The 25,828-nt window shown below is 57.6% G+C and carries 23 protein-coding genes and 1 pseudogene; 10 read left to right on the top strand and 14 right to left on the bottom strand.

The features are described 5' to 3' along the window. The first annotated feature begins 394 nt into the window (after positions 1 to 394). Positions 395 to 874 carry a hypothetical protein gene (locus tag ACYZTW_RS20085; RefSeq protein WP_462001473.1) on the top strand — a complete coding sequence of 160 codons (480 nt, stop codon included), beginning with the start codon at positions 395 to 397 and terminating at the stop codon, positions 872 to 874. A gap of 182 nt (positions 875 to 1,056) precedes the next feature. Here ACYZTW_RS20085 and ACYZTW_RS20090 read toward each other — a convergent pair whose 3' ends face one another. From ACYZTW_RS20090 to ACYZTW_RS20110, 5 genes are all read right to left on the bottom strand, one after another. After that, entirely contained in the window at positions 1,057 to 1,926 is an 870-nt protein-coding gene (locus ACYZTW_RS20090) for a hypothetical protein (RefSeq protein WP_462001474.1), read from the bottom strand. Between the two features lie 501 nt (positions 1,927 to 2,427). After that, positions 2,428 to 2,754: a hypothetical protein gene (locus tag ACYZTW_RS20095; protein WP_462001475.1), complete on the bottom strand. Its 327-nt coding sequence runs from the start codon at positions 2,752 to 2,754 to the stop codon at positions 2,428 to 2,430. A 146-nt stretch (positions 2,755 to 2,900) separates the two neighbouring features. After that, on the bottom strand, positions 2,901 to 3,590 hold the full coding sequence (locus ACYZTW_RS20100) for a hypothetical protein (protein ID WP_462001476.1): 690 nt from the start codon (positions 3,588 to 3,590) through the stop codon (positions 2,901 to 2,903). 288 nt (positions 3,591 to 3,878) lie between these two features. After that, positions 3,879 to 4,076 carry a DUF7740 domain-containing protein gene (locus ACYZTW_RS20105; RefSeq protein ID WP_462001477.1) on the bottom strand — a complete coding sequence of 66 codons (198 nt, stop codon included), beginning with the start codon at positions 4,074 to 4,076 and terminating at the stop codon, positions 3,879 to 3,881. A 221-nt stretch (positions 4,077 to 4,297) separates the two neighbouring features. After that, positions 4,298 to 5,542 carry a tyrosine-type recombinase/integrase gene (locus ACYZTW_RS20110; RefSeq protein ID WP_462001478.1) on the bottom strand — a complete coding sequence of 415 codons (1,245 nt, stop codon included), beginning with the start codon at positions 5,540 to 5,542 and terminating at the stop codon, positions 4,298 to 4,300. Positions 5,543 to 5,956: 414 nt separating this feature from the next. Here ACYZTW_RS20110 and ACYZTW_RS20115 point away from each other — a divergent pair. Next, a pseudogene (locus tag ACYZTW_RS20115) lies at positions 5,957 to 6,052 on the top strand (DUF4406 domain-containing protein); the annotation flags it as partial. Positions 6,053 to 6,327: 275 nt separating this feature from the next. Here the strand turns inward: ACYZTW_RS20115 and ACYZTW_RS20120 are convergent. Together ACYZTW_RS20120 and ACYZTW_RS20125 are read right to left on the bottom strand one after the other, a co-directional pair. Further along, positions 6,328 to 7,695 carry an MFS transporter gene (locus ACYZTW_RS20120; RefSeq protein ID WP_462001479.1) on the bottom strand — a complete coding sequence of 456 codons (1,368 nt, stop codon included), beginning with the start codon at positions 7,693 to 7,695 and terminating at the stop codon, positions 6,328 to 6,330. Between the two features lie 67 nt (positions 7,696 to 7,762). After that, positions 7,763 to 8,959, bottom strand: coding sequence for a fumarylacetoacetate hydrolase family protein (locus tag ACYZTW_RS20125; RefSeq protein ID WP_462001480.1), 1,197 nt, complete (start codon positions 8,957 to 8,959; stop codon positions 7,763 to 7,765). A gap of 119 nt (positions 8,960 to 9,078) precedes the next feature. Between ACYZTW_RS20125 and ACYZTW_RS20130 the strand changes: the two genes are divergently transcribed. From ACYZTW_RS20130 to ACYZTW_RS20140, 3 genes are all read left to right on the top strand, one after another. Next, positions 9,079 to 10,038, top strand: a complete 960-nt coding sequence (locus ACYZTW_RS20130; protein WP_462001481.1) for a LysR family transcriptional regulator — start codon at positions 9,079 to 9,081, stop codon at positions 10,036 to 10,038. Positions 10,039 to 10,203: 165 nt separating this feature from the next. Further along, positions 10,204 to 11,751 (top strand): UxaA family hydrolase, encoded by a 1,548-nt coding sequence (locus ACYZTW_RS20135; RefSeq protein ID WP_462001482.1) that lies wholly within the window; start codon positions 10,204 to 10,206, stop codon positions 11,749 to 11,751. Between the two features lie 73 nt (positions 11,752 to 11,824). Beyond that, positions 11,825 to 13,405 carry an aldehyde dehydrogenase (NADP(+)) gene (locus tag ACYZTW_RS20140; protein WP_462001483.1) on the top strand — a complete coding sequence of 527 codons (1,581 nt, stop codon included), beginning with the start codon at positions 11,825 to 11,827 and terminating at the stop codon, positions 13,403 to 13,405. 88 nt (positions 13,406 to 13,493) lie between these two features. Here ACYZTW_RS20140 and ACYZTW_RS20145 read toward each other — a convergent pair whose 3' ends face one another. Beyond that, positions 13,494 to 13,895 carry a YfeK family protein gene (locus tag ACYZTW_RS20145; protein ID WP_462001484.1) on the bottom strand — a complete coding sequence of 134 codons (402 nt, stop codon included), beginning with the start codon at positions 13,893 to 13,895 and terminating at the stop codon, positions 13,494 to 13,496. 600 nt (positions 13,896 to 14,495) lie between these two features. Between ACYZTW_RS20145 and ACYZTW_RS20150 the strand changes: the two genes are divergently transcribed. Both ACYZTW_RS20150 and ACYZTW_RS20155 read left to right on the top strand, forming a co-directional pair. After that, positions 14,496 to 14,699 carry a hypothetical protein gene (locus ACYZTW_RS20150; protein WP_462001485.1) on the top strand — a complete coding sequence of 68 codons (204 nt, stop codon included), beginning with the start codon at positions 14,496 to 14,498 and terminating at the stop codon, positions 14,697 to 14,699. Positions 14,700 to 14,831: 132 nt separating this feature from the next. Further along, positions 14,832 to 15,545 carry a metallophosphoesterase gene (locus ACYZTW_RS20155; protein WP_462001486.1) on the top strand — a complete coding sequence of 238 codons (714 nt, stop codon included), beginning with the start codon at positions 14,832 to 14,834 and terminating at the stop codon, positions 15,543 to 15,545. 99 nt (positions 15,546 to 15,644) lie between these two features. Here the strand turns inward: ACYZTW_RS20155 and ACYZTW_RS20160 are convergent, their stop codons facing one another. Continuing rightward, entirely contained in the window at positions 15,645 to 15,842 is a 198-nt protein-coding gene (locus ACYZTW_RS20160) for a YbdD/YjiX family protein (RefSeq protein ID WP_007900300.1), read from the bottom strand. A 14-nt stretch (positions 15,843 to 15,856) separates the two neighbouring features. Next, positions 15,857 to 17,914, bottom strand: coding sequence for a carbon starvation CstA family protein (locus ACYZTW_RS20165; protein ID WP_462001487.1), 2,058 nt, complete (start codon positions 17,912 to 17,914; stop codon positions 15,857 to 15,859). Between the two features lie 436 nt (positions 17,915 to 18,350). On the opposite strand from ACYZTW_RS20165, the gene ACYZTW_RS20170 reads away from it, so the two are divergent. The 3 genes from ACYZTW_RS20170 (at position 18,351) to ACYZTW_RS20180 (ending at position 21,292) form a co-directional block, all read left to right on the top strand. Further along, the gene (locus tag ACYZTW_RS20170; RefSeq protein WP_462001488.1) at positions 18,351 to 19,718 is read left to right on the top strand and encodes a cache domain-containing protein; all 1,368 of its coding nucleotides are present in this window, start codon (positions 18,351 to 18,353) and stop codon (positions 19,716 to 19,718) included. A 33-nt stretch (positions 19,719 to 19,751) separates the two neighbouring features. Continuing rightward, positions 19,752 to 20,384, top strand: a complete 633-nt coding sequence (locus tag ACYZTW_RS20175; RefSeq protein ID WP_462001489.1) for a response regulator — start codon at positions 19,752 to 19,754, stop codon at positions 20,382 to 20,384. An 86-nt stretch (positions 20,385 to 20,470) separates the two neighbouring features. After that, on the top strand, positions 20,471 to 21,292 hold the full coding sequence (locus ACYZTW_RS20180) for a DeoR/GlpR family DNA-binding transcription regulator (protein WP_462001490.1): 822 nt from the start codon (positions 20,471 to 20,473) through the stop codon (positions 21,290 to 21,292). Between the two features lie 52 nt (positions 21,293 to 21,344). On the opposite strand, the gene otnI is transcribed toward ACYZTW_RS20180, so the two are convergent. The 4 genes from otnI to otnK all read right to left on the bottom strand — a co-directional run bounded on the left by otnI (position 21,345) and on the right by otnK (position 25,820). After that, positions 21,345 to 22,127: a 2-oxo-tetronate isomerase gene (gene otnI / locus ACYZTW_RS20185; RefSeq protein WP_462001491.1), complete on the bottom strand. Its 783-nt coding sequence runs from the start codon at positions 22,125 to 22,127 to the stop codon at positions 21,345 to 21,347. Positions 22,128 to 22,236: 109 nt separating this feature from the next. After that, on the bottom strand, positions 22,237 to 23,697 hold the full coding sequence (locus ACYZTW_RS20190; RefSeq protein WP_462001492.1) for a GntT/GntP/DsdX family permease: 1,461 nt from the start codon (positions 23,695 to 23,697) through the stop codon (positions 22,237 to 22,239). Between the two features lie 189 nt (positions 23,698 to 23,886). Then, entirely contained in the window at positions 23,887 to 24,525 is a 639-nt protein-coding gene (otnC, locus tag ACYZTW_RS20195; protein WP_462001493.1) for a 3-oxo-tetronate 4-phosphate decarboxylase, read from the bottom strand. Next, the gene (otnK, locus tag ACYZTW_RS20200) at positions 24,522 to 25,820 is read right to left on the bottom strand and encodes a 3-oxo-tetronate kinase (protein WP_462001494.1); all 1,299 of its coding nucleotides are present in this window, start codon (positions 25,818 to 25,820) and stop codon (positions 24,522 to 24,524) included. The genes otnC and otnK overlap by 4 nt, the downstream gene beginning before the upstream one ends. Between the last annotated feature and the right edge of the window lie 8 nt (positions 25,821 to 25,828).

Here is a 25,828-nt window from a genome sequence, read left to right on the forward strand (position 1 = left end):
CACTCTCGCCATTTGTCATTTACTTGAAATGAGGCTTCCCTGCGCCATCGCATATCTGGACAGCGACGCACCGTTTGGCGGGTTCACACTTGGGCCATCTGTGTCGGCCAAAAAAAGGCCACAGTCTTCTCAGTGTCATTTGCTACCCCTCACGACAGGCAGAAATCGGCCAAAAGCAGACCATGGACATGCTGCTGATCCGTCAGTAGTGTGCACACTAGCCATGTCGCTTTTCCTCCTCGACTCATGTTACGTTTCTGGCGCGACACTCCAGCCAAACAAGGAGTTACGCATAGACAAAGAACGCTATCAGATACAATCGACGCAAAACCTACGCCACTTGTATCGTCTACTTATAGTTAGCTTTTCTTGGGTGCTACGTAAGGGGCAGAGAATGAAAAATATTTTCGTGATAGCTGCGCTTTCGGTCATAGGAGGTTGTGCAAACATCAATGTTTCTCAGCCTGTTGTTGCTGAATTTGAAAAAAACAAAACTTATAGCATGAACTATGAGAAGGTCTGGACTCGAGCGGTAGATTGGTTTGCTGATCACAATGTGACAATAGAAAAAATTGAAAAAGACTCGGGCTTGCTAACTGCAAAATATCTAATAGAAACAAACGACAATTATCTTGATTGTGGTCAAATCAAGGCTGTGGGCGTATTGGCTGACCCAAAAATTGAAAGGTATGGATCTCTAAATCTTACTGTGCGTCAAGTAGATGTAAATAGCACCAAGGTAAATGTTAACTTCTTTGGCGAGTTCAAACTTGCGGCTAATGATGCCTGGGACGGCAGATTGGTTACCTCCAATGGCAAGTGCGTTTCCACAGGAAATCTTGAAAAAAGTGTGCTGTCATACATTGGCAGCTAACAAGAGACTGCCGCCGGTGGCGACGGTCAGATGTCGGCTGTGGACTCAACCTGTGGATGCGAGTCGTAGTGCCCAAAATACAAGGGGGTAGTTGTCTAATGAAACAGGCCCCCCATGTTAAGGATCACCTTCCGAGATGTGCTCATCACGCCGGTGACCTACGCCTAAATTTTTGGAGTTGGTTAGAAGCCGTAGCGCTTGTTCCCGCCTGAGGTTATGCAGTAGCGCCCGCCTCGGGGCCCGTAACAGACATTGCCGCCCGCACACGAACATCCCCCGCCACTGTGATAGCCGCCGCTTGACTCAAATTGCTTTTCATAGGCCCGATTTTGGGCTCTTGCCTGCTTGGCAGCTGTCGCCGCTTGGGCGGCCAGGATCACCGCTTGCTTTTTGACTACTGCGAACTGGTCGGCATAGGGGACCATCGCTACTGCGTGGAGAGCCTCAAACTGGGCCACGGCATCCTGAACTCGAATTAACGGCTTATTGGATTCGTATTGCGTGTGCTCCCGGATGGCTAAATCAGCGCCGGCACGAAGGTAAGGGTCCTTGGCATTCGTATTGAAAACGACCTGGTTAGCGAGGGCCTCGAAGTCTTGGGCGGGTAAGGCTGCGTAAAAGTCCAAAATGGGCTTGCCCATATCAACTGCATTGGCCAGCGCTACGCGCATAGTTTCGATCGCGGCTATGGCCTTCAGGACACCACGATCTGAGGCTACCGTGGTGCCGCTAACCACATCCTTAACATAGCGGTCAGAAGCCATCTGGTAATGCGAGACTCTGTCAGTCATCAATCGTTGGGCACCGTCCACAGACTGTACATAGGCATTAGGGCTATCGGATTTTACATAGGCAAAATACTGTGTCCCTCCGTCTCCGTAGCTCCCCAACGTTAGGATTTCCGCGCCTGGCCGAATGTAGTTGGTTTGCGTGGTCCCCAGCTGTTGGTTCTTCTTGGTCATCAATTCACTGACCTTATTGCGTACAAACCAGGAGCACTCCCTAATAGTTGCCCTCGCGGTCGAGCAACTCAATGCATCCAGATTGCTCATATCACATGTCGTTGGGCTGTACTGTGGTCTGCACAAAGTCTTGTACTGCTGATTCTGGCAGCCAGCTAAAAACACAGCTAACACTATGCCGAATATTACTCTCTGGAGCATAACGATCCCTTACCATGTCGCTCGTTGAGCCGGCCATGCGCCAGCAGCGCCTGCTTTATACAGGAACCTAGTCCGCGCCGGCGACGTCCAGCTTGTCGCAACAGAAAGCCACTAATGGAGGGTGGGATGCACAGCTACGCGTTCATCGTCCGCTTATGGCCCAGAGTGTATAAAAACGCTCCGCCAAAATTGAAGTGTGCGCGTCTACGTTAAATCTGAAATTTATCGGCACGTCAGCAGATGTGGATTTCGCGTAGAAGCACGATTTTCAGTCCGATTTTGAGTACCTGTCGCGCTCAAAAACGTTTTTACACAGCCTCGGCCGATTGCTGCCTGTCGCCATCGTCAGCTCAGGGTTAAAAGCTCCATTTGGATCTGTCGCTACGACGACTACTGAACAGGCACCACCGAAACCACTTCGTAATATCTGAATTTTTTCTTTTTAGCATCGTTTTTTGCCTCCTGCTCAGCAACGAGCGTACTCAAAGTGCTTGCCTCATAAACAAGTAGCTCGACGTCACCCTCAAAATCCTTAGAAGCGCGCAATGTCACCCTAAGCGTTGGTGAGAACCGCTTGGTACGAGATTGAGCACGCAGGGATGACTTAGACGTCGGCAAGATCGGATGAGGTGATTTCGGCGCTAATTGAGGATCGGGCCCAGTCAAGGAGCCAAATAGCGACAAGCGCATCTCCTCCTCACTCAATTCTGTGCTCATGTTGTATTTCTCGGTACAGGAATAGGTGGAGTAGAGTGACATTTTACACAGGTCAAACGATAGAAGCCGGTGCCAAATGCACAGAGCAAAAGCACCAATTGCGAGCTGCAAACCTGTGCCACTCCCCCCTCCTCTCAAGATCGCGATTATGCATCACGCGAGTCATCAAAACGTTCGTACTGTTCTCGACTAGCCCCGCTGGCAGCAATCGCACTGAGCAATCGATGCCGTGGATTCCAAATCGTCAAACACCATCCGCTACGCCACTCCTCTCCTAAACTGAAGTACTCGCTCCATGGCTCGCAGCCAGGGGGGAAGTCTTCTGGAGGACTACCCGCCCTATTGGCCTTGATCCAGTTGAACACAACGACATCGTCTCGCTCCTCAAGTCCGAGCACTTCGAGCCAATCGCGGAATAGGTCTTTAGCACAACCTTTTGCCTCATCAAGCGTTGATAAATTCTGCGACTCACGAAAATGGTCATAAAGTCGCAGAGACCCTGGCTCAAAGCCTTCGGTCAACGTCAGACTACGAACCTGCGTCTGGGTCAGAAGAGTGGCTGTGGCCTTTTCCAGATCCCACGTCATGTTTGGTTCCGGGTAGTCAGCATCTGGCAAAGTCTGCACAAGCCTACGATGCCACTCACGCTGGCCTGCCATGATCTGCTGGTAAAGCTCACTCAAGGCTCGTCGATGCACCGCCTCATCAATGTCAACATCCCTATAAGGAACGACGACTACAAACTCGAAAATGCATCCTGCGGCATCCATTCGATCGCGCAATGATTCGATTTTTTCTTGATTAACAACCTTCAACGGGTACGAGTGTTCCATCACCTTGCAGCCCTTCCTTTTTTGCAAAGACAGCTCACCGCCGTCACTGCGCGAACGCCAATATGAAGTCGTTTACGCTAGCAAAAGGATCGAAGGAAAAATGTAGGAGTAGTCAGCAAGGAGCAGAGGATGTGGCGAAAATTGAGGTCACTGATTCCGCCAGTGCTTCAATACAGGAGCGAGTATATTCCGCCTCAGGATAGGAAAATCAATATTTTGATAAGGGAAAATCCGACTCAGTCGGCAACGCTAAGACTAGATAGGACGCTTATGACGCCACGCCACAAGGATTCAGAAGTCATCCAGATTCTCAGCAATAAAGCCCACGAGATGAAGGGGGCTTTTGGCTTCGATCACCTTGTAAATGAGATCGCGTTTGCTGCGCGGAAGTTTCTTCACAACGCTCTTCGCCGAAGCCCTGACAGCCTCGTCCGTTCCATGGATTCGAGCCGCCAGTAGCAGCACTAGTGTTGCGTCAGAGAGGTTCATAGCACGCCCTATAACTCAGAATACCTGTTGACTGCGCCTTTTCGCCGCGAGAGCGAGTTCCAAACCGGGCCTAGAGTACAACTATCCTGCATCGGAAACATCGCTTCCAACCCTACGGATAACGTCCATCCAAGGCACAACCTATGACCACCACATCCCGCGTTGAAAAGGCCGGTAACTATCCCTGCCACGCAACCGGTTATACCTACAGTTTTACGGGCTTATGCGCTCTGCTTCTTATCTTCGACTCCGGTGGCGTATGCGGCCCAGTCACCCATGAGCCGCTGACGCTTTTCAAAAAGGTCCCCACGTCGATAAGCAGCCTCAACGGCACTCTCAACCACGTGAGCCAAAGCTTGCTCACAGACCTCGCGAGGGTGATGAGTTACCTCGCTAGCCCAATCTCTGAAAGTAGAACGAAATCCATGGGTCGTAACATCGTCACGCCCCATGCGACGCAATGCCATCAACATTGCCATGTTGCTCAACGGTCGCTTTCTGCGTGCTCCAGGGAAAAGATAATTGTTGCCTACGATCCGTGGAAGACTCGCAATCAGCTCTGATGCAACACTCGACAAAGGGACTCTGTGCTCTCTACCTGCTTTCATTCTTGATGCGGGAATGGTCCAAACACCGGCGGCCAAATCAACCTCTGCCCATGTAGCACCTAATACTTCGCTCGTTCGGCAAGCTGTCAAGATAGTGAAACGGAGCGCCTTGAAGCTAAGATCTTCTGACTCTCCAATTTTCACCATAAAGTCCGGAAGCTCCGCCCAGGACATTGCTGGGTGATGCTTCACTGTGTGAATTTTTTTTCGAGGAGGAAGGAGCTTATCCAGGTGCCCGCGCCAACGCGCAGGGTTCTCACCATCGCGCAACCCTCTGGCTTTTGCTGCATCGAGCACCAGTTCAATTCGGTTCCGAAGACGGTTGGCTGTTTCAGGTTTCTTTGCCCAAATCGGAGTGAGAATTTTGAGCACATGTTCGATGCCAACCTGGTGCGCAGGAAGGTTTCCAATGACTTTAAATGCATAGGTTGCCAACGTATTTTCCCACTGCTGGGTATGCTTTGGATTTTTCCATCCAGCCCTATGAGTAGCGATGTAGTCAGCAGCTACTTCTTTGAAATTTGTTGCTTTGACTTTGGCTGCCTCTAGAGCTATTCGCTCAGTTTCTTTTTCAGCCTGCTGACGCTCAAGCTCGTCGTCCCGATTTTGGAGAGGATCAATCCCTACCCTGCTTAACCTACGCGCATCTGCAGCTTTATCCCTAGCTGCAGCAAGGCTGACCTCCGGATGCCTGCCAAGTCCCATATCCCGACTTCTGCCGGCCAGTTTGAAACGAAAAATCCAGCTCGCGCTCCCGGTGCGACTAATTTTTAGGTAGAGCCCATCTCCATCATTGGTCAATCCGGGCAATGCTGTTCTGACTATTTTCTCTACTGTTTTCGTCGTAAGTGATGCCATCAACCACCTCCTTCCTGTCAGGATGGAGACGGAATTTAAAGGAACTTCAGCCCATACTCCAGCCCATACCTTGGCATCTGGCTTATAGCGGTTGTGACTGGACGTAAAAAGACTGAAACTGCATTAAATCGTTGTTTTTAATAGTTTTTATTGAGTCGTAATGGACATTAGTGGATGTCAAAATACGCAAATCTGCCAGACATCGCCTCCGCCATATTTGTACCGACAAAGCCCTGATTATTCAGGGCTTTGTCGTTTCTGGGGTTTGGGTGGCGGCTCTTCTTTTTGGGGGCGTTACAAAACTGTCCGGTTTTCCCCATCCTGCGGCGTCCTGCCGATCGTTAAACATCCTTCATGTAACGCGATGGAAGTGGTCGCCCATCGACAACTCGCCGAGATCAACCTGACGGCGGTTCCTGGAACGACTGCATGCGCCGCGACATCGCCTCCCTGATGGACTACGACACCGTGGCCACGCTCCCGGGCTGGGAGCATTCGAAAAGTTCGTAGAGTTTCATGATGGTTCCCAGGCTCGTTTTTTATTGGCAGGTAGCGAAAACGCTTCTTGTAGGACAGAACTCTTGAGCAACACCCGATCGTTGCCGGGTGTTATCGCCAACTCAAGATAGCGGGATGGCTGCGTGGCACCAATTACCAAAGACGAAAGCTGACTTGCGCAAAACCGCACGGATGCCGTCACACCGGCAGGATTAATGGGCAAAAAAAAGCCGAAGCCCTTAAAAGGCTTCGGCTATTTTTATCGGTCTATTGTCGACACTGTGACTTCAAGGATTCGAAGGTGCCTGGGCATTACTCGCCACCCCGTCCAGCGGACCTTGATTGACCTGCCGTTGCCCCTTCGACACGCGTAACGTCCATAGCAGGTAAACCCCTACCAACCCCGCTGCCGACAGCGACAACATCCCTGCCCGTGGATCGGTGAACCAGACCTCCATATTGGCCTTGAGCATGGGCGCGACGAAGCCGCCGATGTTGCCCATGGAACCGATCAGGGCAATACCGCCTGCCGCGGCGACCCCACCGAGGTAGCCGGTCGGCAGCGTCCAGAACAGCGGTTGAACGGTCACGAAACCAGCCGCTGCAAAACAGAAGGCCAGCAGTACCGGCGCAAAACTGTTGAGCAAGGCCGAGGCCGCAATACCCAGGGCTGCCATGCCCAGCATGCACATCGCCATTTTCAGGTGCGCCCCATGCCGGTCGGCATAACGCGTCACAAAGTACATGGCGATGGCGGCGCACAGCCATGGCAATGAAATGAACATGCCCACCTCCAAGCCGACCTTGGTCCCCAGCAGCTCCGCAATTCGGGTTGGCAGATAGAAGATGACTCCGTACACACTGACCTGAACGCTGAAGTAGATCAGGATGAATTTCAGCACTCGCTTGTTGCGAACCAGACCCAGCAGGTTGTTCGGTCCATGAGCCAGTTTGAGCTTGTCTTCCGCCTCGAGCTCCTGGCTCAGGGCGGCTTTCTCCTCGCGGGTCAGCCAAGGGGCCTCCTGTGGCTTACTCTTGAGGTAGAACAGCGCAATGATCCCCACAACCACAGCGGCCAGGCCTTCCACCAGGAACATCCATTGCCAGTTGGTCAGCTTGAACATGCCATGCATTTCCAACAACCAACCCGACAACGGACTGCCTACCATCAAAGCCAGCGGCAGGCCGAAATAGTAAATCCCGATGGCCTGGCCGCGACGCTGGGCCGGAAACCAGTAGGTCAGGTACAGGATGACACCTGGGGAAAAGCCCGCTTCAGCCACGCCGAGCAGAAAACGCAGTACGTAAAACGTTGTTTCATCCCGGGTGAACATCATGGCGGCGGACACCAGCCCCCAGGTGATCATGATCCGGCTGAGCCAGAGCCGTGCGCCGACCCGGTGCAACATCAGGTTGCTGGGGACTTCGAAGATCGCATAACCAATGAAAAAAATACCCGCGCCCAGGGCGAAAGCAGCGTTGCTCAAGCCGATATCGGTTTGCAGTGCTGCCTTGGCGAAGCCGACGTTGGAGCGATCGATCATAGCCAGGGCGAACATCAATGCAAGGAACGGCAACAGCTTCCATCGGCACTTGGCGATGGCGCTCTCGATAGCGGCCGCGTGACCCGGTCTTGTTGTATTTTTGGTCATCATTTTTGTGCCTTATTATTATTGTCCAGCGACCACTGTTTTTATCTGCCAGCAACCTCTGGCAGGCAAATCAGTGGAACGATTTACCTGCCACCAGACCGCGAGCAGCCAGGTTGCCCATCAATGCACGCAGGCCAAACGTCCAGGGTGTGGCTTGATTGCTGTAGGTGACGCGATTGTGCAGCGTGCCCAGCAACGGGCTGCCGATGCTGACGCTATCGCCCTGCTTGTGGGTGAAACCGCTGCCCTGCTCTTCACGATCCTGTGTCGGAGCAAACAGGGTGCCCAGGAACAGCATGAAACCGTCCGGGTACTGGTGATCGCGGCTTATGGTCTGGGCCACCAGTTCCAGCGGGTCCCGACTGATCTGCTCCATCGAACTGCTGCCGCGCATAATGAAGCCGTCATCACCTTCGACGACCAGGTCGACCACACAGCGGCGCACATCATCCAGAGAAAAGCCTTCGTCGAACAGGCGAATAAACGGGCCGATCGCGCAAGACGCATTGTTGTCCTTGGCCTTGCTCAACAGCAATGCGCTGCGGCCTTCGAAGTCGCGCAGATTGACGTCGTTGCCCAGGGTTGCGCCCAGTATCCGGCCATGGCTGTTCACCGCCAGGACGATTTCCGGCTCAGGGTTGTTCCATCTGGACTCGGGATGAATACCGACCTCGTTGCCGCTGCCGACGGAAGCGAGAACCGGCGCCTTGGTGAATATCTCGGCATCAGGGCCGATCCCCACTTCCAGGTATTGCGACCACAACCCCTGCCCGATCAACGCCGCTTTTAGCCGCGCCGCTTCGCTCGAACCCGGTTTGATCGAACGCAAGTTATCGCCGATAGCCGCCTTGACCACGTTGCGCACGCTCTCGGCCTTGACCGCATCACCACCGGCCTGCTCTTCAATCACGCGCTCGATCATACTGGAGGCGAATGTCACACCGGCGGCTTTGATCACTTGCAGGTCAGCCGGTGGCAATAAGAAAGCTTTGGCGGGGTCGGAGCCCACTCCCGTATTGGCCAACAATTCGTCAACACTACCAATGTATCGACCCCGAGCGTTGCGAACAGCTTCGAGCGGTGACGGGCTCTCAAGCAGATCGCTCAATGTCGCAAAGTCCTGCGACACATCAAACACGCCATCGACGCGCAGTACCACCGGCGACGGGCCTGCCGCCTCCCCCGGCACCCAGGCGCGACCGATCAGCGTGCCTTCCAGGCCATCGATAGGGAGGGTGTTTTTACCAGTCAAATTCAGCTTGGGCATATGCAGATCCAGGTCAATTCGATAACGATCGGGCAAAACTAGTGGACTCGGTTGATAAATCCCAATGACATATTTTCAGCATTTGATATCGTTTCGTTATCAACCAGAGTGAGCGCCCTATGGAAAACGATGAGATTTCATACGCCAGCGTCAGCAAATGGCTCAAGATCAAACATTTGATGCTGGTCGATACGCTGGCCAGGACCCGCAACATGCACACCACGGCCGAGCTGATGAATCTGACCCAGCCGGCCATCAGCAAGATGTTGCGCGACATCGAGCTGTTGCTCGGGTTTGCGTTGTTCGAACGGCAGACCCGCAGCATGGTCCTGACCGAGCTCGGCGAGTTCGTGGTCCGCTATGCGCGGATGACCCTGGACGACACGCAATCTTTCGTCGATCAGCTCAATAAGCTGCGCAAAGGTGGACATGGTCATTTGAAAGTCGGCGCGATTTTCGCCGCGACCTCGGTCGTGCTGCCCGAGGCCATCACCCGGATCAAGCTGGACCGCCCGATGCTGTCCATCGAAGTGATCGAGCAAACCAGCAATCAGCTGCTGGAAATGCTCGAGCATAAAAAGCTCGATCTGATCATTGCCCGCTTCACCGATGAACGTTACCAGCAGCCATTCGAATTTCGCGCACTGGGGCCCGAGCCGTTTTGCCTAGTGGTCAACAGCCGCCATCCCTTGGCGCAGTTCGATGAAGTGGCGACTGATCAGCTCGGCGACTGGCCCTGGGTCATGTACCCCTTCAATGCCCCCATACGGCGGCGAATGGAAAAGGCCTTCACCGAGTTCAATGTGCGCACGCCCACCAACACGGTCGAAACCATCTCGATGCCGACCTTCCTGCAACTACTGCAATCGGGACCGATGCTCGCGATGTTGCCCGAGTCCATGGTCCAGTCCCAGGTCCAGAGCGGCTTGCTCAAAGTACTCAACACGCCGTTCAAGGTCGAGCCCCAGGACTACGGCATCATCACGCGCAAGGATGAACCGCTGAGCGAAGCCGCCCGGGAATTCGCCGATACCTTGCTGGAATTCGCCAGGCTGCGACGGGAAGCTGGCGACCGTTGAGCGATGTTTCACTCAAAAAACCCTGAACCAATGAGAAAAGGTTATCGATCAATCCAAAGGTCTCATTAGGCAGCCACGGGCGGAGGCTCTTATAGTGCGGCAACAAAGGTATGGCGCGGCCCGATTGCCAGCGACCTCCCACGCTTCATAGCCAGTGAGTTTCCGATGGAATTGATCATGAAAACCGGTGCAGCCGCCGTCCTGCGCCTCAATCCTCTGGACGATGTATTGATCGCCCGTCGGCCGTTGATCGCGGGTGAAGTACTCGAGCAGGAAGGCGTGACCGTGCGCCAGCCGGTACCCGCCGGCCACAAGATCGCCGCACGCCGTGTCGAAGCCGGCCAGCCCTTGCGTCGTTACGGACAAATCATCGGTTTTTCCACCGGGATTATCGAAGCCGGCGATCACGTGCATGTGCACAACCTGACCATGGGCGATTTCGCCCGTGACTATGCCTTCAGCGTCGATGTGAAACCTGACAAGCCCTTGAACGACGAGCCCGTGTTCATGGGGATCGTGCGCCAGGATGGTCGAGTGGCGACACGCAACTACATCGGCATCCTGACCTCGGTCAATTGCTCGGCCACCGTGGCCCGCGCCGTTGCCGACCACTTCCGCCGGGACATCAATCCTGCCGCGTTACTGGCGTACCCCAACGTCGATGGCGTGGTTGCCCTGACCCATTCCGCCGGTTGCGCCGTGGACCCCGCCGGCGAAGGCCTGGCCTTGCTGCGCCGAACATTGGCCGGCTACGCCACCCATGCCAACTTCGCCGCCGTGCTGGTCATCGGACTGGGCTGCGAAACCAACCAGATCGAAGGACTGCTCAGCACCCAAGGCCTGAGCCGCAGCGATACGCTGCGCACCTTCAGCATCCAGGACAGCGGCGGCACCTCCAAAGCGGTCGCCAGCGGCATCGCCCAGGTCAAGGCGTTGCTTGAGGAGGCCAACCAGGTCAAGCGCGAACCCGTGAGTGCCAGGCATCTCGTGATTGGATTGCAATGTGGCGGCTCGGACGGTTATTCCGGTATCACCGCCAACCCGGCGCTGGGTAATGCCGTGGACCGCCTGGTCGCCTGTGGCGGTACGGCCATCCTTTCCGAAACCCCGGAAATCTATGGTGCCGAACACCTGCTGACCCGCCGGGCGGTCAACCGCGCCGTGGGCGAAAAACTCATCGCCCGTATTCATTGGTGGGAGGCGTATTGCGAGCGCATGGGCGCAGAGCTGAACAACAACCCTTCGGCCGGTAACAAGGTCGGAGGCTTGACCACCATCCTGGAGAAGTCCCTGGGTGCCGTGGCCAAGGCAGGCTCCAGCAATCTGGTCGATGTCTATGAGTATGCCCAAGTGGTCAGCGCCAAAGGTCTGGTGTTCATGGACACCCCCGGCTACGACCCGGTATCGGCTACAGGCCAGGTGGCCGGTGGTGCCAACCTGATTGCCTTCACCACCGGACGTGGCTCTGCCTACGGTTGCGCCCCCACGCCATCGATCAAACTGGCGACCAATACCGCCTTGTGGAATCGCCAGCGCGAAGACATGGACATTAACTGCGGCGAGATCGCTGAAGACACCATGACCATCGAAGAATGCGGTGAAGCCATCTTCAAACTCATGCTGCGCATCGCTTCGGGCGAACGCAGCATGAGCGAGCAGCACGGTTACGGGCAGAACGAATTCGTGCCTTGGCAGATCGGTGCTGTCACCTGACCCCCTGCTCTCCTCCCCTATTGCCCTGAAATCCCCGCAAGGGGGATTCGAACATTCTTTTCTGGAGCCAGAAATGCCCACGATCATCGGCCACAACTACATCGCCGGTCAGCGCAGCGCTGCCGGCAATATCATCGTCAACAGCGTTGATGCCAGCACGGGCGAAGCCTTGCCTCACGATTTTTACCAGGCCACGCAGGAAGAAGTCGATGCCGCTGCCAAGGCTGCCGCCGCCGCTTATCCGGCGTATCGCAGCCTGAGTGCCGAGCGTCGGGCGCAGTTTCTCGATGCGGTGGCCGATGAACTCGACGCCTTGGGCGAGGAGTTCGTCGCCGTGGTCTGCCGCGAAACTGCATTGCCGGCGGCACGCATTCAAGGCGAGCGCGGTCGCACCAGCGGCCAGATGCGCCTGTTCGCCAAAGTGCTGCGTCGCGGTGACTTCTACGGTGCCCGCATCGATCAGGCATTGCCCGAGCGCAAGCCGTTACCGCGTCCGGACTTGCGTCAGTACCGCATCGGTCTCGGACCGGTGGCCGTATTCGGCGCGAGTAACTTTCCCCTGGCGTTTTCCACCGCCGGCGGCGACACCGCTTCAGCATTGGCCGCCGGTTGCCCGGTGGTGTTCAAGGCCCACAGCGGGCACATGGCCACGGCCGAACTGGTTGCCGACGCGATCATCCGCGCGGCAGACAAAACCGGCATGCCGGCCGGCGTGTTCAACATGATCTACGGCAGTGGGGTCGGCGAAGCGCTGGTCAAGCACCCGGCCATTCAGGCGGTTGGCTTTACTGGCTCGCTCAAGGGCGGCCGGGCGTTGTGCGACATGGCCGCCGCACGTCCACAGCCGATTCCGGTGTTTGCCGAGATGTCGAGCATCAACCCGGTGATCGTGTTGCCCCAGGCGTTGGCCGCTCGGGCAGAAACCGTCGCCCGCGACCTGACTGCATCGGTGGTTCAGGGCTGCGGTCAGTTCTGCACCAATCCGGGTCTGGTGATCGGTATTCGTTCGCCGCAGTTCAGCGCGTTTGTGCTGCAGGTGGCCGGGCTGATGGGCGATCAACCGGCGCAAACCATGCTCAACGCCGGGACCTTGAGCAGCTATGGCCAAGGCCTGCAAAAACTCCTCGCCCATCCGGGCATCGAGCACCTGGCCGGTAGCCCGCAGGCAGGGAATCAGGCCCAGCCGCAACTGTTCAAGGCTGATGTCAGCCTGCTGATCGAGGGCGATGAAGTACTGCAAGAGGAAGTGTTTGGCCCGACCACGGTGTTCGTCGAAGTGGCCGATCAGGCACAACTCAGTGCCGCGCTGAATGGCCTGCATGGGCAGCTCACGGCGACCATCATCGGCGACCCGGAGGACTTCACTCAGTTTGGTGAATTGACGGCGTTGCTGGAGCAGAAAGTCGGGCGGATCCTGCTCAATGGTTATCCTACCGGTGTGGAAGTCTGTGATTCGATGGTCCATGGCGGGCCCTATCCGGCGACTTCCGATGCGCGCGGTACGTCGGTGGGTACTCTGGCCATCGACCGCTTCCTGCGCCCGGTGTGTTTCCAGAATTTTCCAGACGCCTTGCTGCCCGATGCCTTGAAAGAGGCCAACCCTCTAAATATCCCTCGTCTGGTTAACGGGCAAACCATCTGTAACCGTCAGTAAAACGCTAGATCAGGGCGTCCTGCCTGTACGACACCCAAAACGAAAAAGCCCGGCAGGTGGGCTGGGCCTTTTCGTTTCGGGGGTAGGCTCAATGGAGCTGGCGCTGTCTCTGTAGCTCTGTCTTCAGCCAGGTGCTCGTCGGCTGGACGCCTGCTGAGCAACGCACTTCATAGGCTTGGCCAGTCATGCTGCTTTTAGTGGCCGCGAGATTGATGAAGTCTTCTGTGCTGCTCACCAGGTTCTTGCCTTCGAGATAATTCAGCTTCTTTTCGAGATGTGCCCGAGCCTGTGGCCCAGGGTATTCACTGCCGTTGCGCACGAACTTACACTCACTGTGCTCCACAAAATCCAGTAAGCCCTTTATCTCTTGGTTTGCCTGTGGCGTGGTTTGAGCCTGTGCACCGCCCGCCACTGCAAAAAGTGCGATAGAAACAGTGATCAGCCATTGGCGGAAAATGGGTCGAGTCACTGCTACTTTCAAAATCCACATGATACTTCCTTGTCCTGAAAGGGGTGACTGTAGCGCGGCGTCGCCCGAGCATGCACTCCCCTGCGCGCAGCGCTCAACGACAACCGGCAGAACGCCGCGTGATGTTCTTCGTTCGAAAGGATCAACCTGCGTAAGAGAAAGGGGATCAATGAGCCCAGTGCCTCGGTGCGCGAGCAGTTGGCCAAAGTCGCAGCTACTTATCCCTGTATCGGCATCAGACTCATTGATCGTTGCCCAGCTCAATGTTGGGCGATTTCCATCTAACCGAATGGAGATGCATTGGCGCGTAAACAGCAGCCATGCACTAATTTTTTAACAAAACAACTTCTCCCCGTCTAATCACCTTTTTCCCCGGCCTTATAGGCTCAGGACATATCCCCATTGAAGCCAGCCCCGATCCTCGGTGACGAAGCCAGAAACGCTCTCGCACCACCATTCGTCGCATCAGAAACGCAGCGCGAATTTATTGACTATGTCTGGCTTAAGGTTTGCACAAGACGCCCGTAGCAGCCCCAGAACGACGTAATTCTGACGCGGCAGCCCTTTAATTAACGCTTAGGACGCCAGCGATGCGCTTGGTCAGTCACCCGGAGATGTAACGTGTCAACTCTCAATGAAATCGCAGCGAACCACGCGAGAATGGCCAAGGCTCTTGTCGAAGAGTCGACCGGGGTGAGTGTGCGCCCCACCCAGATAGTGGATAGTTTTGAAGTCCCATCCATGGATACGCAACACATGCCTCTGCACCTTATCGCCGGCGTGCAGGACAACCCTATCGGGCAAGCGACGGCCTATTCGCTCTGACCGTGCTTGAGCGGGGCAGCCTGCCGGGCAGGCGGTAAAGGACTGCCTGCCGGCGCGCTAACGGTCGAGTACCACTTTCTGGCCTAAACTCAACTGACTAGCCCGTTGGGGAGCTGCCGGAGTGGCATTCCCATGCTCGAAACATTAGAAATGTCGCGCGTTAAGCACTTCGCCGCAAACGTTGCCGGCCGAGATTTCGCGGTGGGTGACATTCATGGCCATTTCACTGGGGTGCAGGCCGCTCTGGATGCAGCCGGGTTCAACCGCTTGGTAGATCGGCTGTTCAGTGTTGGTGATCTGATTGACCGCGGGCCCGAGTGCCGTGACGCGCTCGATTGGCTGGACAAACCATGGTTCCACCCGGTGCGAGGCAACCATGACGACTATGTGGTGGATTTCGATAACTGCGACATCGACAGTTGGATACTCAACGGCGGCTCATGGTTCGTGGGCCTGTCGCTGTTCGAGAAGCAAGCATTCGCGGCGCAGTTCGCCAAGCTCCCTATCGCGATCGAAGTTGAAACAGCATACGGCCTGATCGGCATCGTGCACGCCGATTGTCCATTTCCATCATGGCAGCAACTGCGAAAGGAACTGGAGTCGCCGGAAAGCAACAGGCGTCTGCAGGAGGTGCAGCACTACTGCATGTGGTCACGAAGGCGGATCGATCAGCAGGAGACGCATGGCGTTGAAGGCCTGCGCGCACTGGTCGTGGGGCATACGCCGCTTCATATGCCCATCAGCCTTGGCAATGTGATTCACATCGATACTGGTGGCTGGAGGCCGGACCATGGCTATTTCACCCTGCTGAATCTCGAAACGCTCGAAACCCTCCCCGCAGCCTGACCAAACACGGCTCGACCAACGCCATTCACTCAAAAAAAACCCGGCCTCATCAGCCGGGTTCTTTATTAGCTATTTAAGTGGCATTGCTGCCACCCACCATCAACAGCACTTCGGCCCAGCCTTGCTTCCGTAACGAGCTTCCTGGCGTTCCCGGAAGAACACCTCATAACTCATCACCGGTTTGTCCGGGTGCTTGGTTTGCATATGCTCGACGTAGGTGTCGTAGTCGGGCATCCCGACCATCAGGCGCGCGGCCTGACCGAGGTATTTACCGAGGCGACTCAGGTCATTGAACATGCTGCAATCCTCGATCAAGCGTCCGGCAGAGCCTGGAATGGTGCTTCTTTATCCGTACGTTCTTTGGTGCCCCAGGCGGCGATACCGACCTTGAGCGCAAAGAACAGGATGCTGAAAACCACCAATAAGAACAGCGCCGTCAACGTTGCGTTGGTATAGGCGTTGTAGATCACGTGCTGCATCTGGTCGATGCTCTTGGCTGGCGCGAGGATCTGACCGTTGGCCAGGGCATCGCTGTACTTCTTGGCCAGTGCCAGGAAACCGATCGCCGGGTTGGCGTCGAACAGTTTGATGAAGCCGGCGGTGGTGGTGCAGATCAGCAGCCACACGGCGGGCAGCATGGTGACCCAGACGTAGCGTTGGCGTTTCATTTTGATCAGCACGACGGTTGCCAACATCAGCGCGATACCGGCCAGCATCTGGTTGGAGATACCGAACAATGGCCACAAGGTATTGATGCCACCCAGCGGATCGATCACGCCCTGGTACAGCAGATAACCCCACATTGCCACGCAACCGGCGGTTGCGATCAGGTTGGCGGTCCAGGATTCAGTCCGCCGCAGGGCCGGCACGAAGGAACCGAGCAAGTCCTGCAGCATGAAACGTCCGGCACGGGTGCCGGCATCCACAGCCGTCAGGATAAACAGCGCTTCGAACAGGATCGCGAAGTGGTACCAGAACGCCATGGTGTTTTCACCCGGCAGAAGGTGGTGCAGGATCTGCGCGATACCGACTGCCAGGGTCGGCGCACCGCCGGCACGGGCCAGAATGGTGGTTTCACCGATGTCCTTGGCCACCGCTTGCAGGGCTTCCGGCGTAATTGCAAAGCCCCAGCTGCTGACGGTCTGAGCCACCGAAACAGCATCCGCGCCGACAAGCGCCGCCGGGCTGTTCATGGCGAAGTACACGCCCGGCTCGATCACCGACGCCGCAACCATCGCCATGATGGCCACGAAGGATTCCATCAGCATGCCGCCGTAACCGATGTAACGGGCATGGCCTTCGCTGGCCAGCAACTTCGGCGTGGTGCCGGAAGCAATCAGCGCGTGGAAACCGGAGACCGCGCCACAGGCAATGGTGATGAACAGGAACGGAAACAGACCGCCCTTCCACACAGGCCCAGTACCGTCGACGAACTGGGTCAGTGCCGGCATTTTCAAGTCGGGCATGGTGATCAGGATGCCGATCGCCAAGGCCATGATGGTGCCGATTTTGAGGAAGGTCGACAGGTAGTCCCGCGGCGCCAGAATCAGCCACACCGGCAATACTGCCGCGACGAAACCGTAGCCGATCAGCATCCAGGTGATCTGGATCCCGGTGAAGGTAAAGGCCTTGGCCCAGACCGGATCAGCGGCAATCTGCCCGCCCAGCCAGATCGAACCCAGCAGCAACAGCACGCCGACGATGGAGATTTCACCAATGCGACCCGGACGGATGTAGCGCATGTAGATGCCCATGAACATCGCGATCGGGATGGTCGCCATCACCGTGAAAATGCCCCACGGGCTTTCGGCCAGCGCCTTGACCACGATCAGCGCCAGCACCGCGAGGATGATGATCATGATCAGGAAGCAGCCAAACAGCGCGATGGTGCCGGGGATACGGCCCATTTCTTCGCGGACCATGTCACCCAGGGAACGGCCGTTGCGGCGGGTGGACATGAACAGGACCATGAAGTCCTGAACGGCACCGGCCAGCACCACGCCGGCAATCAGCCACAGCGTACCGGGCAAATAGCCCATCTGCGCCGCCAGGACCGGACCGACCAGCGGCCCCGCGCCAGCGATGGCTGCGAAGTGGTGGCCGAAGAGGACGTGTTTATTGGTCGGTACGTAGTCCAGACCGTCGTTGTTAACGACAGCGGGCGTGGCACGATTGGGGTCGAGTTGCATCACCTTGGTGGCGATGAACAGGCTGTAGTAGCGATAAGCGACGAGATAGATAGCGACTGCTGCGACTACGATCCAGAGGGCGTTGATCGCTTCGCCGCGGCGCAGGGCCACGACACTTAGCGCAAACGCTCCCAGGACAGCCACGGCAAACCAGGCGAGGTGTTTAGCCAGACGGGGCATAGCGTGTCTCCTGCCGACAGCCAGTGGACTGCGGCGGTAATTTTTATAATTGTGTCCGCTGTGCGGAGCTGGCCCAATATCCCCGCATGCCGTCTACAAATAAATCCGCGTTACTACGTACGCGGCGTCTACGTAGTTCTACGTAGACGACACTGATCTTGTTGTGGGAGCGACGGTGCGGCGATCCGACCTGCTCGCGAATGCAATCTGTCATTCAACCTCGATGTCGTCTGATATACCGCCTTCGCGAGCAGGCTCGCTCCCACAGGGGAATGGTGTGCATCTGCAAGAGATTGGTCGGCTGTCAGGCCGCCATCGCGAGCAAGCTCGGCTCCTACAGCCGCAGGTCATTCCGTCCAGCACCGCTACTGGACGCGCGTATCTTTGGCATATGATGCCGGGCCTTCGCCTTCCCTCGGTCCGGTCAGGAGCAGAGATGCAGCTCAAACACAAAATCGTCGCGCTCGGGATTCTGCCGCTGGTGTTGGCCATCGCCGTCATCTGCGCGCTGGTGATTTCCATGAACCGCCAACTGGGTGAACAACAGGCGCAACTGATCGAAGACAGCATTCTGGCGAGCAAGCGCGCAGAACTTAAGAACTACGTCGAAATGGCGCAAAGCCTGATCGAGCCGCTGTACGACGACGGCCACGGTGACGAACACGCACAACAACAAGTGCTGGAAGAACTGCGCAAGCTCAGCTTTGGCATCAATGGCTACTTCTTCGTCTACGACCACGAAGGTCGCAGCCTGATGCACGCGCGCCAGTCAGAGTTGGTGGGCAAATACCTGTGGGACATGAAGGACCCTCACGGTTTACCCGTGATCCAGGCGCTGCTCAAAAGTGCGCAATCGGGCGAAGGCTTTCAACGCTATGCCTGGAACAAACCCTCTTCCGGCCAGGTGACCGACAAGCTCGCCTATGTGGTGATGCTGGATCGTTGGGGCTGGATGCTCGGCACCGGCATCTACCTTGAAGACGTTGAGCGCGCGACCCAACAGGCGCGTGACGAAGTGGCCCAGGGCATTCGTAAAACCATGCTGGCGATTGCCGCAGTGGCCCTTGTGGCGGTGCTGTTTGTCTTCGCCAGCGGCATGACGCTGAACGTCAGCGAGCATCGTCTGGCCGACAAAAAACTTCAGCGCCTGACTCAGCGTATCGTCAGCTTGCAAGAGGAAGAACGATCTCGGGTTTCCCGCGAACTGCACGACGGCATCAGCCAGCTACTGGTCTCCATCAAGTTTCAGTTCGAACTGGCCAGCCATCTGCTCGAGAATGGGCAAGCACACGACAAGGGTTTGAGCACGCTGAAGGACGCCACGGAGCGCTTGGGGGAAGCGATTGGCGAGGTTCGCAGCCTTTCCCACGACCTGCGTTCCTCGCTGCTCGATACCCTGGGCCTGCCGGCCGCGATCGGTCAACTCGCCGCAGAATTCGAGCAACGCAGCGGCCTGGTGGTGACTTACAACGACAACGAATTTGACTGTCATTTGGTCGACGGGGCAGCGGTCTCGCTGTTTCGCATCGTGCAAGAAGGCCTGACTAATATTGAACGACACGCCCAGGCTAAAAACGTCTCCATTACCCTGCACGGGTCCGAAGATTCCATACGGTTGACGGTGGTCGATGACGGTATCGGTTTCAACGTCGCCCAGGTCGAGCGTCGTCATGCGGGCATTGGCCTGCGTAATATTCGTGAGCGTGTCGAGCATTTTGGTGGACGATTCGACCTGATCTCGATGCCGGGAAGAAGTGAGCTGGACGTTATGCTGCCGATGAAAGTGCCCGGCGCAAAACGCTGACTCGCCCCACAACAACAAGAGTGAATACCCGCGATGAACCTGCCCTACCCGATCCGCGTCGCCCTGGTCGACGATCACGCCCTGGTCCGCGACGGGATCAAAGCGCTGCTGGCGGTCATGGCCCCCCTTGAAGTGGTGGGCGAAGCCGAGAGTGGCGCGGACGCCATTGAAATGGTCGGACGCTGCCAGCCGGACCTGTTGTTGGTCGACATTAGCCTGCGGGACATGAACGGGCTTGAACTGACCCGAGTGTTGCGCAGCCAATACCCGTCGCTCAAGGTGCTGGTGCTCAGCATGTACGACAATAATGAGTACGTGAGTGAGTCCGTTCGTGCGGGGGCCAGCGGCTATGTACTGAAGAACTCACCGTCGCGGGAAATCATTGCGGCGATCGAAGCCATCGCCAGTGGCGGCACGTTCTACAGTGCCGAGATCGCCCAGCGGCTCATCGCCGATAAAAGCACCGACAACGAGCTGACACCGCGCGAGAGCCAGGTGTTGTACAAGATGGCTCAGGGGCTGAACAACAAGGAGATGGCCCGCGAACTGGACATCAGCGTTCGCACGGTAGAAACCCATCGCCTGAGCATCCGTCGCAAACTCAACATCGACAAACCGGCGGCCCTGGTGAAATACGCGATCGATCACGGGATCATCTCGCGGTAGCAGGCACTCCTCGTTCCTTTACCGTAGATTCGCTACTATGTTTGCCCGCGTTCCTTGTCTGCGGATTTCTTCATTCTGGAGCCCGAATGCCTAGTCAAAAGGACATCGCCGCCGAAAGCGGCGCACCGATGATTCCTGAACAGCGCCGTGAATTGATGTTGCGGCAGTTGCGCAAACATCAGGTGCTGAGCGTTCATCAATTGATGGACATGTTCGACTGTTCGCACATGACCATACGCCGCGATATCGCGTTGCTTGAACAGGAAGGTCGTGCTTACTCGGTAACAGGTGGGGTGCGAATCGCCAGCCAGCTCCACAGTGAGCCCAGCCATCAATTCAAGGCCGTGGTCGAGTTGCCGCAGAAGCAGGCCATGGCCAAGCTCGCCGCCCGGCTACTGCATGCCGATATGACGATTTACCTGGATGCCGGAACCAGCACGCTGGAAATCGTCCCCTACATCAAGGCGCTGTCCGGTATGACTGTGGTGACCAATGATTTCGGCATTGTCCAGGCACTGATCGAAGCACCCCAAGTCACGGTGATTCACACCGGTGGGCAGCTGGATCACTCCAATCAATCGTGCGTGGGCGGTCTGGCGGTGGCCACCTTGCGGCAGGTCGTCACCGATGTTGCCTTCATCTCCACCAGCTCCTGGGATTTGCGTCGTGGCCTCACCACGCCTTCGGCGCTTAAGGTGGAGGTCAAGCAAGTCGCGATGCAATCGGCCTCGCAAGTGGTGCTGGTGGCCAGCAGTTCGAAGTACGGCACGTTCAGCATGTACCGGATCGCCGGGCTCGAACAATTCGACATCATCCTCAGCGACGACGCGCTGACCCCTGCCGCGGCCGATAGCATCCGCAAGCAAGGTGTCGAGCTGATGCTGCCGTCTGACAATCCCCCGGCCTGAAACAACGGGCTCCTGCCTCCAGCAGAGCCCGTCGCCCTCTTCTCTGTTGCGCTTAGCGTGCCTTCCAGTCCCGCAGCCACTGCAAGCCGGCCGATGTGTTGCCACGCGGCCGGTATTCGCACCCTACCCAGCCGTCATAACCCAACTGGTCGATCAGCTCGAACAGATAGGGATAGTTGACTTCTCCCTGGTCCGGTTCATGTCGGTCCGGCACGCCGGCGATCTGGATGTGGCCGATGCCGTCGAAGTCCCGACGCAGTTTAGTGGCCAGGTCGCCCTCGACGATTTGGCAGTGGTAGCAGTCGAACTGAACCTTCAGGTTACTGGCGCCCACTTCCTTGCAGATGGCCTGGGCCTGATCCTGCCGATTGAGGAAAAAGCCCGGCATGTCCCGCGTATTGATCGGTTCGAGCAATACCGTGACGCCGACCTTGGCCGCTTGGGCGGAGGCATAGGCGAGGTTATCCAGGTAAATGGCGTGATGCCGTGCCCGATCACTCTCGGAAGGCAGCAGGCCGGCCATGACATGGATGCGTGAGTTGCCCAGTACGCTGGCGTATTTCAGGGCGCGATCAAAACCGCTACGAAATTCACTCTCCCGGCCCGGCAACGACACCGTGCCCCGCTCGCCCGCCGTCCAATCACCGGGCGGCGCATTGAACAATGCCTGCACCAGGCCGTTGTCGCTCAAGCGTTGCTTGAGTTCTTCAGCGCTGTAGTCGTAGGGAAACAGATACTCCACCGCGTCGAAACCATCAGCCGCCGCGGCGGCAAAGCGATCCAGAAACGCATGTTCCGGGTAGAGCATGCTGAGGTTGGCAGCAAAATGAGGCATGGTAACTCCTATAGATGGCTTTTGTAGGAGCTGAGTTTGCTCCGGGCGGCGTTCCGACGATGGCGATCTCAAGGACGCCATCGCCGGCAAGCCGTGCTCCTACAGGTCGTTAGACAAACGGCCAGATCAGCAGGGTAATACAGAAACCTAAAGTGCCGAGCAAGGTGGTCAACACCGTCCAGGTGCGCAAGCCGTCGGCCACGTTTAGTCCGGACAACTTGGTGAAGATCCAGTAACCGGCATCATTGATATGGGACATGGCCAACCCGCCACCGCCCATGGCCAGGCACAGCAGGGCCATGTGATTCGGGGTGAGATTGAGGGTCGCAATCAGCGGGCTGATGATGCCGGCAGTGGTCACCAGCGCCACCGTGGTCGAGCCCTGCACCGCACGCAACAGCAGGGTCAGCAGAAAGCCCAGCGCCAGCACCGGCAGACCGGTGGTGCGCAGCATGTCGGAGACCACGGCGCCGATTCCGGTATCCACCAGCACCTTGCCAAACACCCCGCCGGCACCGGCAATCAGGATCACCATGGCCACACCGGGCAAGGCCGAACCAATCACGTCGGACACCTGAGTGCGACTCCAGCCCCGACGCGAACCCAGCAACCAGGCACACAGCAAGGTGTCGATCAGCAACGCCACCAGCGGCGCGCCGAGCACGGTCATGATGCCGCGCAGGGTCGATTCGGCAGGCAGCAACGAGGTGGACAGAGTCCCCAACAGAATCAGAATGATGGGCAGCAGAATCAGGCTGACGATCAGACCAAACCCCGGTGCGGGTGCCGGCGGCAACTTGGAAACGATACTGCTGGTGGACTCTTCCAGGCCCATGTGCGACACGGCCACAGCCGCTCGCTCAGGGCTCTTGTCGTTGCCGTTTGACCAGGCGGCCAGGTCTTCGTTGGTGACATGCGGGCCATAGACCTCCGCACGAATATCGTCGGTCATCGGGTACACCCGACGGGTCATGCGCCCGGCCACGCGGTAGCCGACATAGCAAAGGAACGCGGTGAGCGGCAGACCGAACATCAGCACGCGGCCCAGGTCCGCGCCCAATTGACTGGCAGCGGCCACGGCGCCCGGGTGTGGCGGCAGAAAGGCATGTACGGTCAACAAGGCCGCGCACATCGGCAGCGCAAACACCAACAGCGGCTTGCGCGCACTGCGCGCAATACCATAAGCCAGCGGCATCAGGATGATCACGCCGACCTCGAAGAACACCGGCACCCCGACCATGAAGCCGGCAATCGTCAGCGCCAGCGGTGTGCGCCGATTGCCAAAACGAGTAATCAGGGTCTTGGCCAGCGCCTCGGCACCGCCGGAGAGCTCGATGATCCGCCCGATCATCGCGCCCAGGGCAATGATGATCGCGATATGGCCCAAGGTCTTGCCCATGCCGCCTTCGATGGTGGCGACCAGATCGGCCGGTTTCACCCCGGCCACCAGCGCCACCAGAATGCTCACCAGCATCAAGGCCACGAAGGGCTGGAACTTGTACTTGAGCACCAGGAACAGCAACAGAGCGATCCCGAGCCCCGCGGTAACCAGCAGGATTAACGGGCTCATTTCACACACCCTCCACGCCGGGTGAACGAAAGGGTTCCGCCACTGGATCTGAACATGCCGCAATGAAGATGAGTCATGCCTGGTTTTCCTCTTGTTATTGTATTTTTTGGCAAGCCTCGGCCATCGAGAGTCGCTGCGCGTCTCCCGGTCAGGGCCTGCGTTATCGCTCTGTCGTGTTAAGCCAACGCCTTACCAGTGCGCACCAAAAGTCACTCGCAGCTCGTCCAGCGCCGCTTGATCGAGCGGTTCAGGCTTGGGATGGCTCATCAGCCAGAGCCGCGCGGTTTCCTCGAGTTCCTCCAGGGCGTAACTGGCCCTGGACACCGAACTCTCCCAGACCACCGGGCCAAGCCGTTCGAGCATCACGCCGCGAACACTATTGGCCAGCTGCGCGACTTGCTCGGCAACCTTCGGCGAACCGGGTCGCTGGTAGCCAATCAACGGGATATGCCCGACTTTCATGACCTGATACGGCGTCAGCGGCGGCAGGATGTCGTTCGCCTGCCAGACACCTGCCAGCGTCAACGCCACCAGATGGGTGGAATGGGTATGCACCACACCGCCGACACTCGGGTTGCGGTCGTAGACTTGACGGTGCAGCGCCAGGGTCTTTGAAGGCTTGTCACCGGACACCCATTCGCCGGCCAGGTTGACCTTGGCGATGGTCGCGGGATCGAGGCGCCCGAGGCAGACGTCGGTCGGTGTGATCAACCAGCCATCGTCCAGGCGCGCACTGATATTGCCGGCGCTGCCGACGGTGTAACCGCGCTGGTAAAGGCTGCGGCCAACCTCGCAGATTTCTTCGCGCAGGGCGTTTTCGTTACTCATTGCGCACCTCCGGCTTGGGCGAGTTGGTTCAAGGCTTTGCTGAAGAAATCGCGGCCACCGAAGTTGCCCGATTTGAGTGCCAACGCCAAAGGTTCGTCAGTACTGCTGACGGTCGCCGGCACACCCGGATCGATCTGCGTGCCGATTTGCAGCAGCTGCACGCCCAACGCCTGAACCACAGCGCCCGAGGTTTCTCCGCCGGCGATCACGAAACGGCGCACGCCACTCTGACGCAGACCTTGTGCAATTTCGCCAAAGGCGTTTTCCACCAGACTGCCCGCGTGCTCGACACCCAGTTGCTGTTGCACCGACTTGACCTCATCCGGTGAACTGGTGGCGTAGATCAATACGGTTTGATCGTTATCACGGGCAAAGGTCAAGGCTTGCGCCACCACCGGTTCACCCGCAGCCAAGGCCAACGGATCAATCCGCAGGGCCGGCCGCCCGGCTTCGAGCCAGGCCGCCACTTGTCCATTGGTGGCGATCGACGCACTGCCGGCCAACACCACTTCCCCGCCGAACACCGCCGGGAGTATCGACGCATCGAGGTCGCGCAGCTTGCCGGCACGACGGAAATTTTCCGGCAGGCCCAGGGCCAGGCCCGAACCACCCGTCAACAACGGCAGATCGGCGCAGGCCGTACCGAGGGTGTAAAGGTCGGTATCAGATAGCGCATCAGCAATGGCCATTGCGACACCTTGAGCCCGCAGTTCGGCGATTTTCGCCCGTACGTGCTCGGCCCCTTGGGCAATCGTGTCATAGCGCAACAGGCCGACATTCAGGCCGGTCTGCGATTGCAGCACCCGAACCAGATTGGCGTCGGTCATCGGCGTCAGCGGGTGATGCTGCATGCCCGACTCGCTGAGCAGTTGATCCTGCACAAACAAATGGCCGCGAAAGATCGTCCGGCCATTCTCCGGGAACGCCGGACAGGCCAGGGTGAAGTCGCTACCCAGTGCAGCCAGCAGCGCTTCGCTGACCTGGCCGATATTGCCGGCCGCGGTGGAGTCGAACGTCGAGCAATATTTGAAAAAGATTTGCTCGCAGCCTTGCTCGCGCAGCCAGACCAGTGCGGCGAGGGACTGTTCGACCGCGTCGGCGACCGGCGTGGTACGCGACTTCAGGGCAATGACGATCGCATCGGCGTCGAGCCCGGCGGCAACGTCTGCGCTCGGAATACCGATGCTTTGCACGGTACGCATACCGCCGCGCACCAGCATGTTGGCCAGGTCCGTGGCACCGGTGAAATCGTCGGCGATGCAGCCCAGCAGCGGGCGTGCGGTGGAGGTAGTCATGGGGTGTT

This window comes from Pseudomonas sp. LB3P25 (genome assembly GCF_054897985.1).

Excerpts from the sequence above, each read along its gene's own strand:
- ACYZTW_RS20085 (WP_462001473.1), top strand. The coding sequence starts at position 395 with ATGAAAAATATTTTCGTGATAGCTGCGCTTTCGGTCATAGGAGGTTGT.
- ACYZTW_RS20090 (WP_462001474.1), bottom strand. The coding sequence starts at position 1,926 with ATGAGCAATCTGGATGCATTGAGTTGCTCGACCGCGAGGGCAACTATT.
- ACYZTW_RS20095 (WP_462001475.1), bottom strand. The coding sequence starts at position 2,754 with ATGAGCACAGAATTGAGTGAGGAGGAGATGCGCTTGTCGCTATTTGGC.
- ACYZTW_RS20105 (WP_462001477.1), bottom strand. The coding sequence starts at position 4,076 with ATGAACCTCTCTGACGCAACACTAGTGCTGCTACTGGCGGCTCGAATC.
- ACYZTW_RS20110 (WP_462001478.1), bottom strand. The coding sequence starts at position 5,542 with ATGGCATCACTTACGACGAAAACAGTAGAGAAAATAGTCAGAACAGCA.
- ACYZTW_RS20120 (WP_462001479.1), bottom strand. The coding sequence starts at position 7,695 with ATGATGACCAAAAATACAACAAGACCGGGTCACGCGGCCGCTATCGAG.
- ACYZTW_RS20125 (WP_462001480.1), bottom strand. The coding sequence starts at position 8,959 with ATGCCCAAGCTGAATTTGACTGGTAAAAACACCCTCCCTATCGATGGC.
- ACYZTW_RS20130 (WP_462001481.1), top strand. The coding sequence starts at position 9,079 with ATGGAAAACGATGAGATTTCATACGCCAGCGTCAGCAAATGGCTCAAG.
- ACYZTW_RS20135 (WP_462001482.1), top strand. The coding sequence starts at position 10,204 with ATGGAATTGATCATGAAAACCGGTGCAGCCGCCGTCCTGCGCCTCAAT.
- ACYZTW_RS20140 (WP_462001483.1), top strand. The coding sequence starts at position 11,825 with ATGCCCACGATCATCGGCCACAACTACATCGCCGGTCAGCGCAGCGCT.
- ACYZTW_RS20145 (WP_462001484.1), bottom strand. The coding sequence starts at position 13,895 with ATGTGGATTTTGAAAGTAGCAGTGACTCGACCCATTTTCCGCCAATGG.
- ACYZTW_RS20155 (WP_462001486.1), top strand. The coding sequence starts at position 14,832 with ATGCTCGAAACATTAGAAATGTCGCGCGTTAAGCACTTCGCCGCAAAC.
- ACYZTW_RS20160 (WP_007900300.1), bottom strand. The coding sequence starts at position 15,842 with ATGTTCAATGACCTGAGTCGCCTCGGTAAATACCTCGGTCAGGCCGCG.
- ACYZTW_RS20165 (WP_462001487.1), bottom strand. The coding sequence starts at position 17,914 with ATGCCCCGTCTGGCTAAACACCTCGCCTGGTTTGCCGTGGCTGTCCTG.
- ACYZTW_RS20170 (WP_462001488.1), top strand. The coding sequence starts at position 18,351 with ATGCAGCTCAAACACAAAATCGTCGCGCTCGGGATTCTGCCGCTGGTG.
- ACYZTW_RS20175 (WP_462001489.1), top strand. The coding sequence starts at position 19,752 with ATGAACCTGCCCTACCCGATCCGCGTCGCCCTGGTCGACGATCACGCC.
- ACYZTW_RS20180 (WP_462001490.1), top strand. The coding sequence starts at position 20,471 with ATGCCTAGTCAAAAGGACATCGCCGCCGAAAGCGGCGCACCGATGATT.
- otnI (WP_462001491.1), bottom strand. The coding sequence starts at position 22,127 with ATGCCTCATTTTGCTGCCAACCTCAGCATGCTCTACCCGGAACATGCG.
- ACYZTW_RS20190 (WP_462001492.1), bottom strand. The coding sequence starts at position 23,697 with ATGAGCCCGTTAATCCTGCTGGTTACCGCGGGGCTCGGGATCGCTCTG.
- otnC (WP_462001493.1), bottom strand. The coding sequence starts at position 24,525 with ATGAGTAACGAAAACGCCCTGCGCGAAGAAATCTGCGAGGTTGGCCGC.
- otnK (WP_462001494.1), bottom strand. The coding sequence starts at position 25,820 with ATGACTACCTCCACCGCACGCCCGCTGCTGGGCTGCATCGCCGACGAT.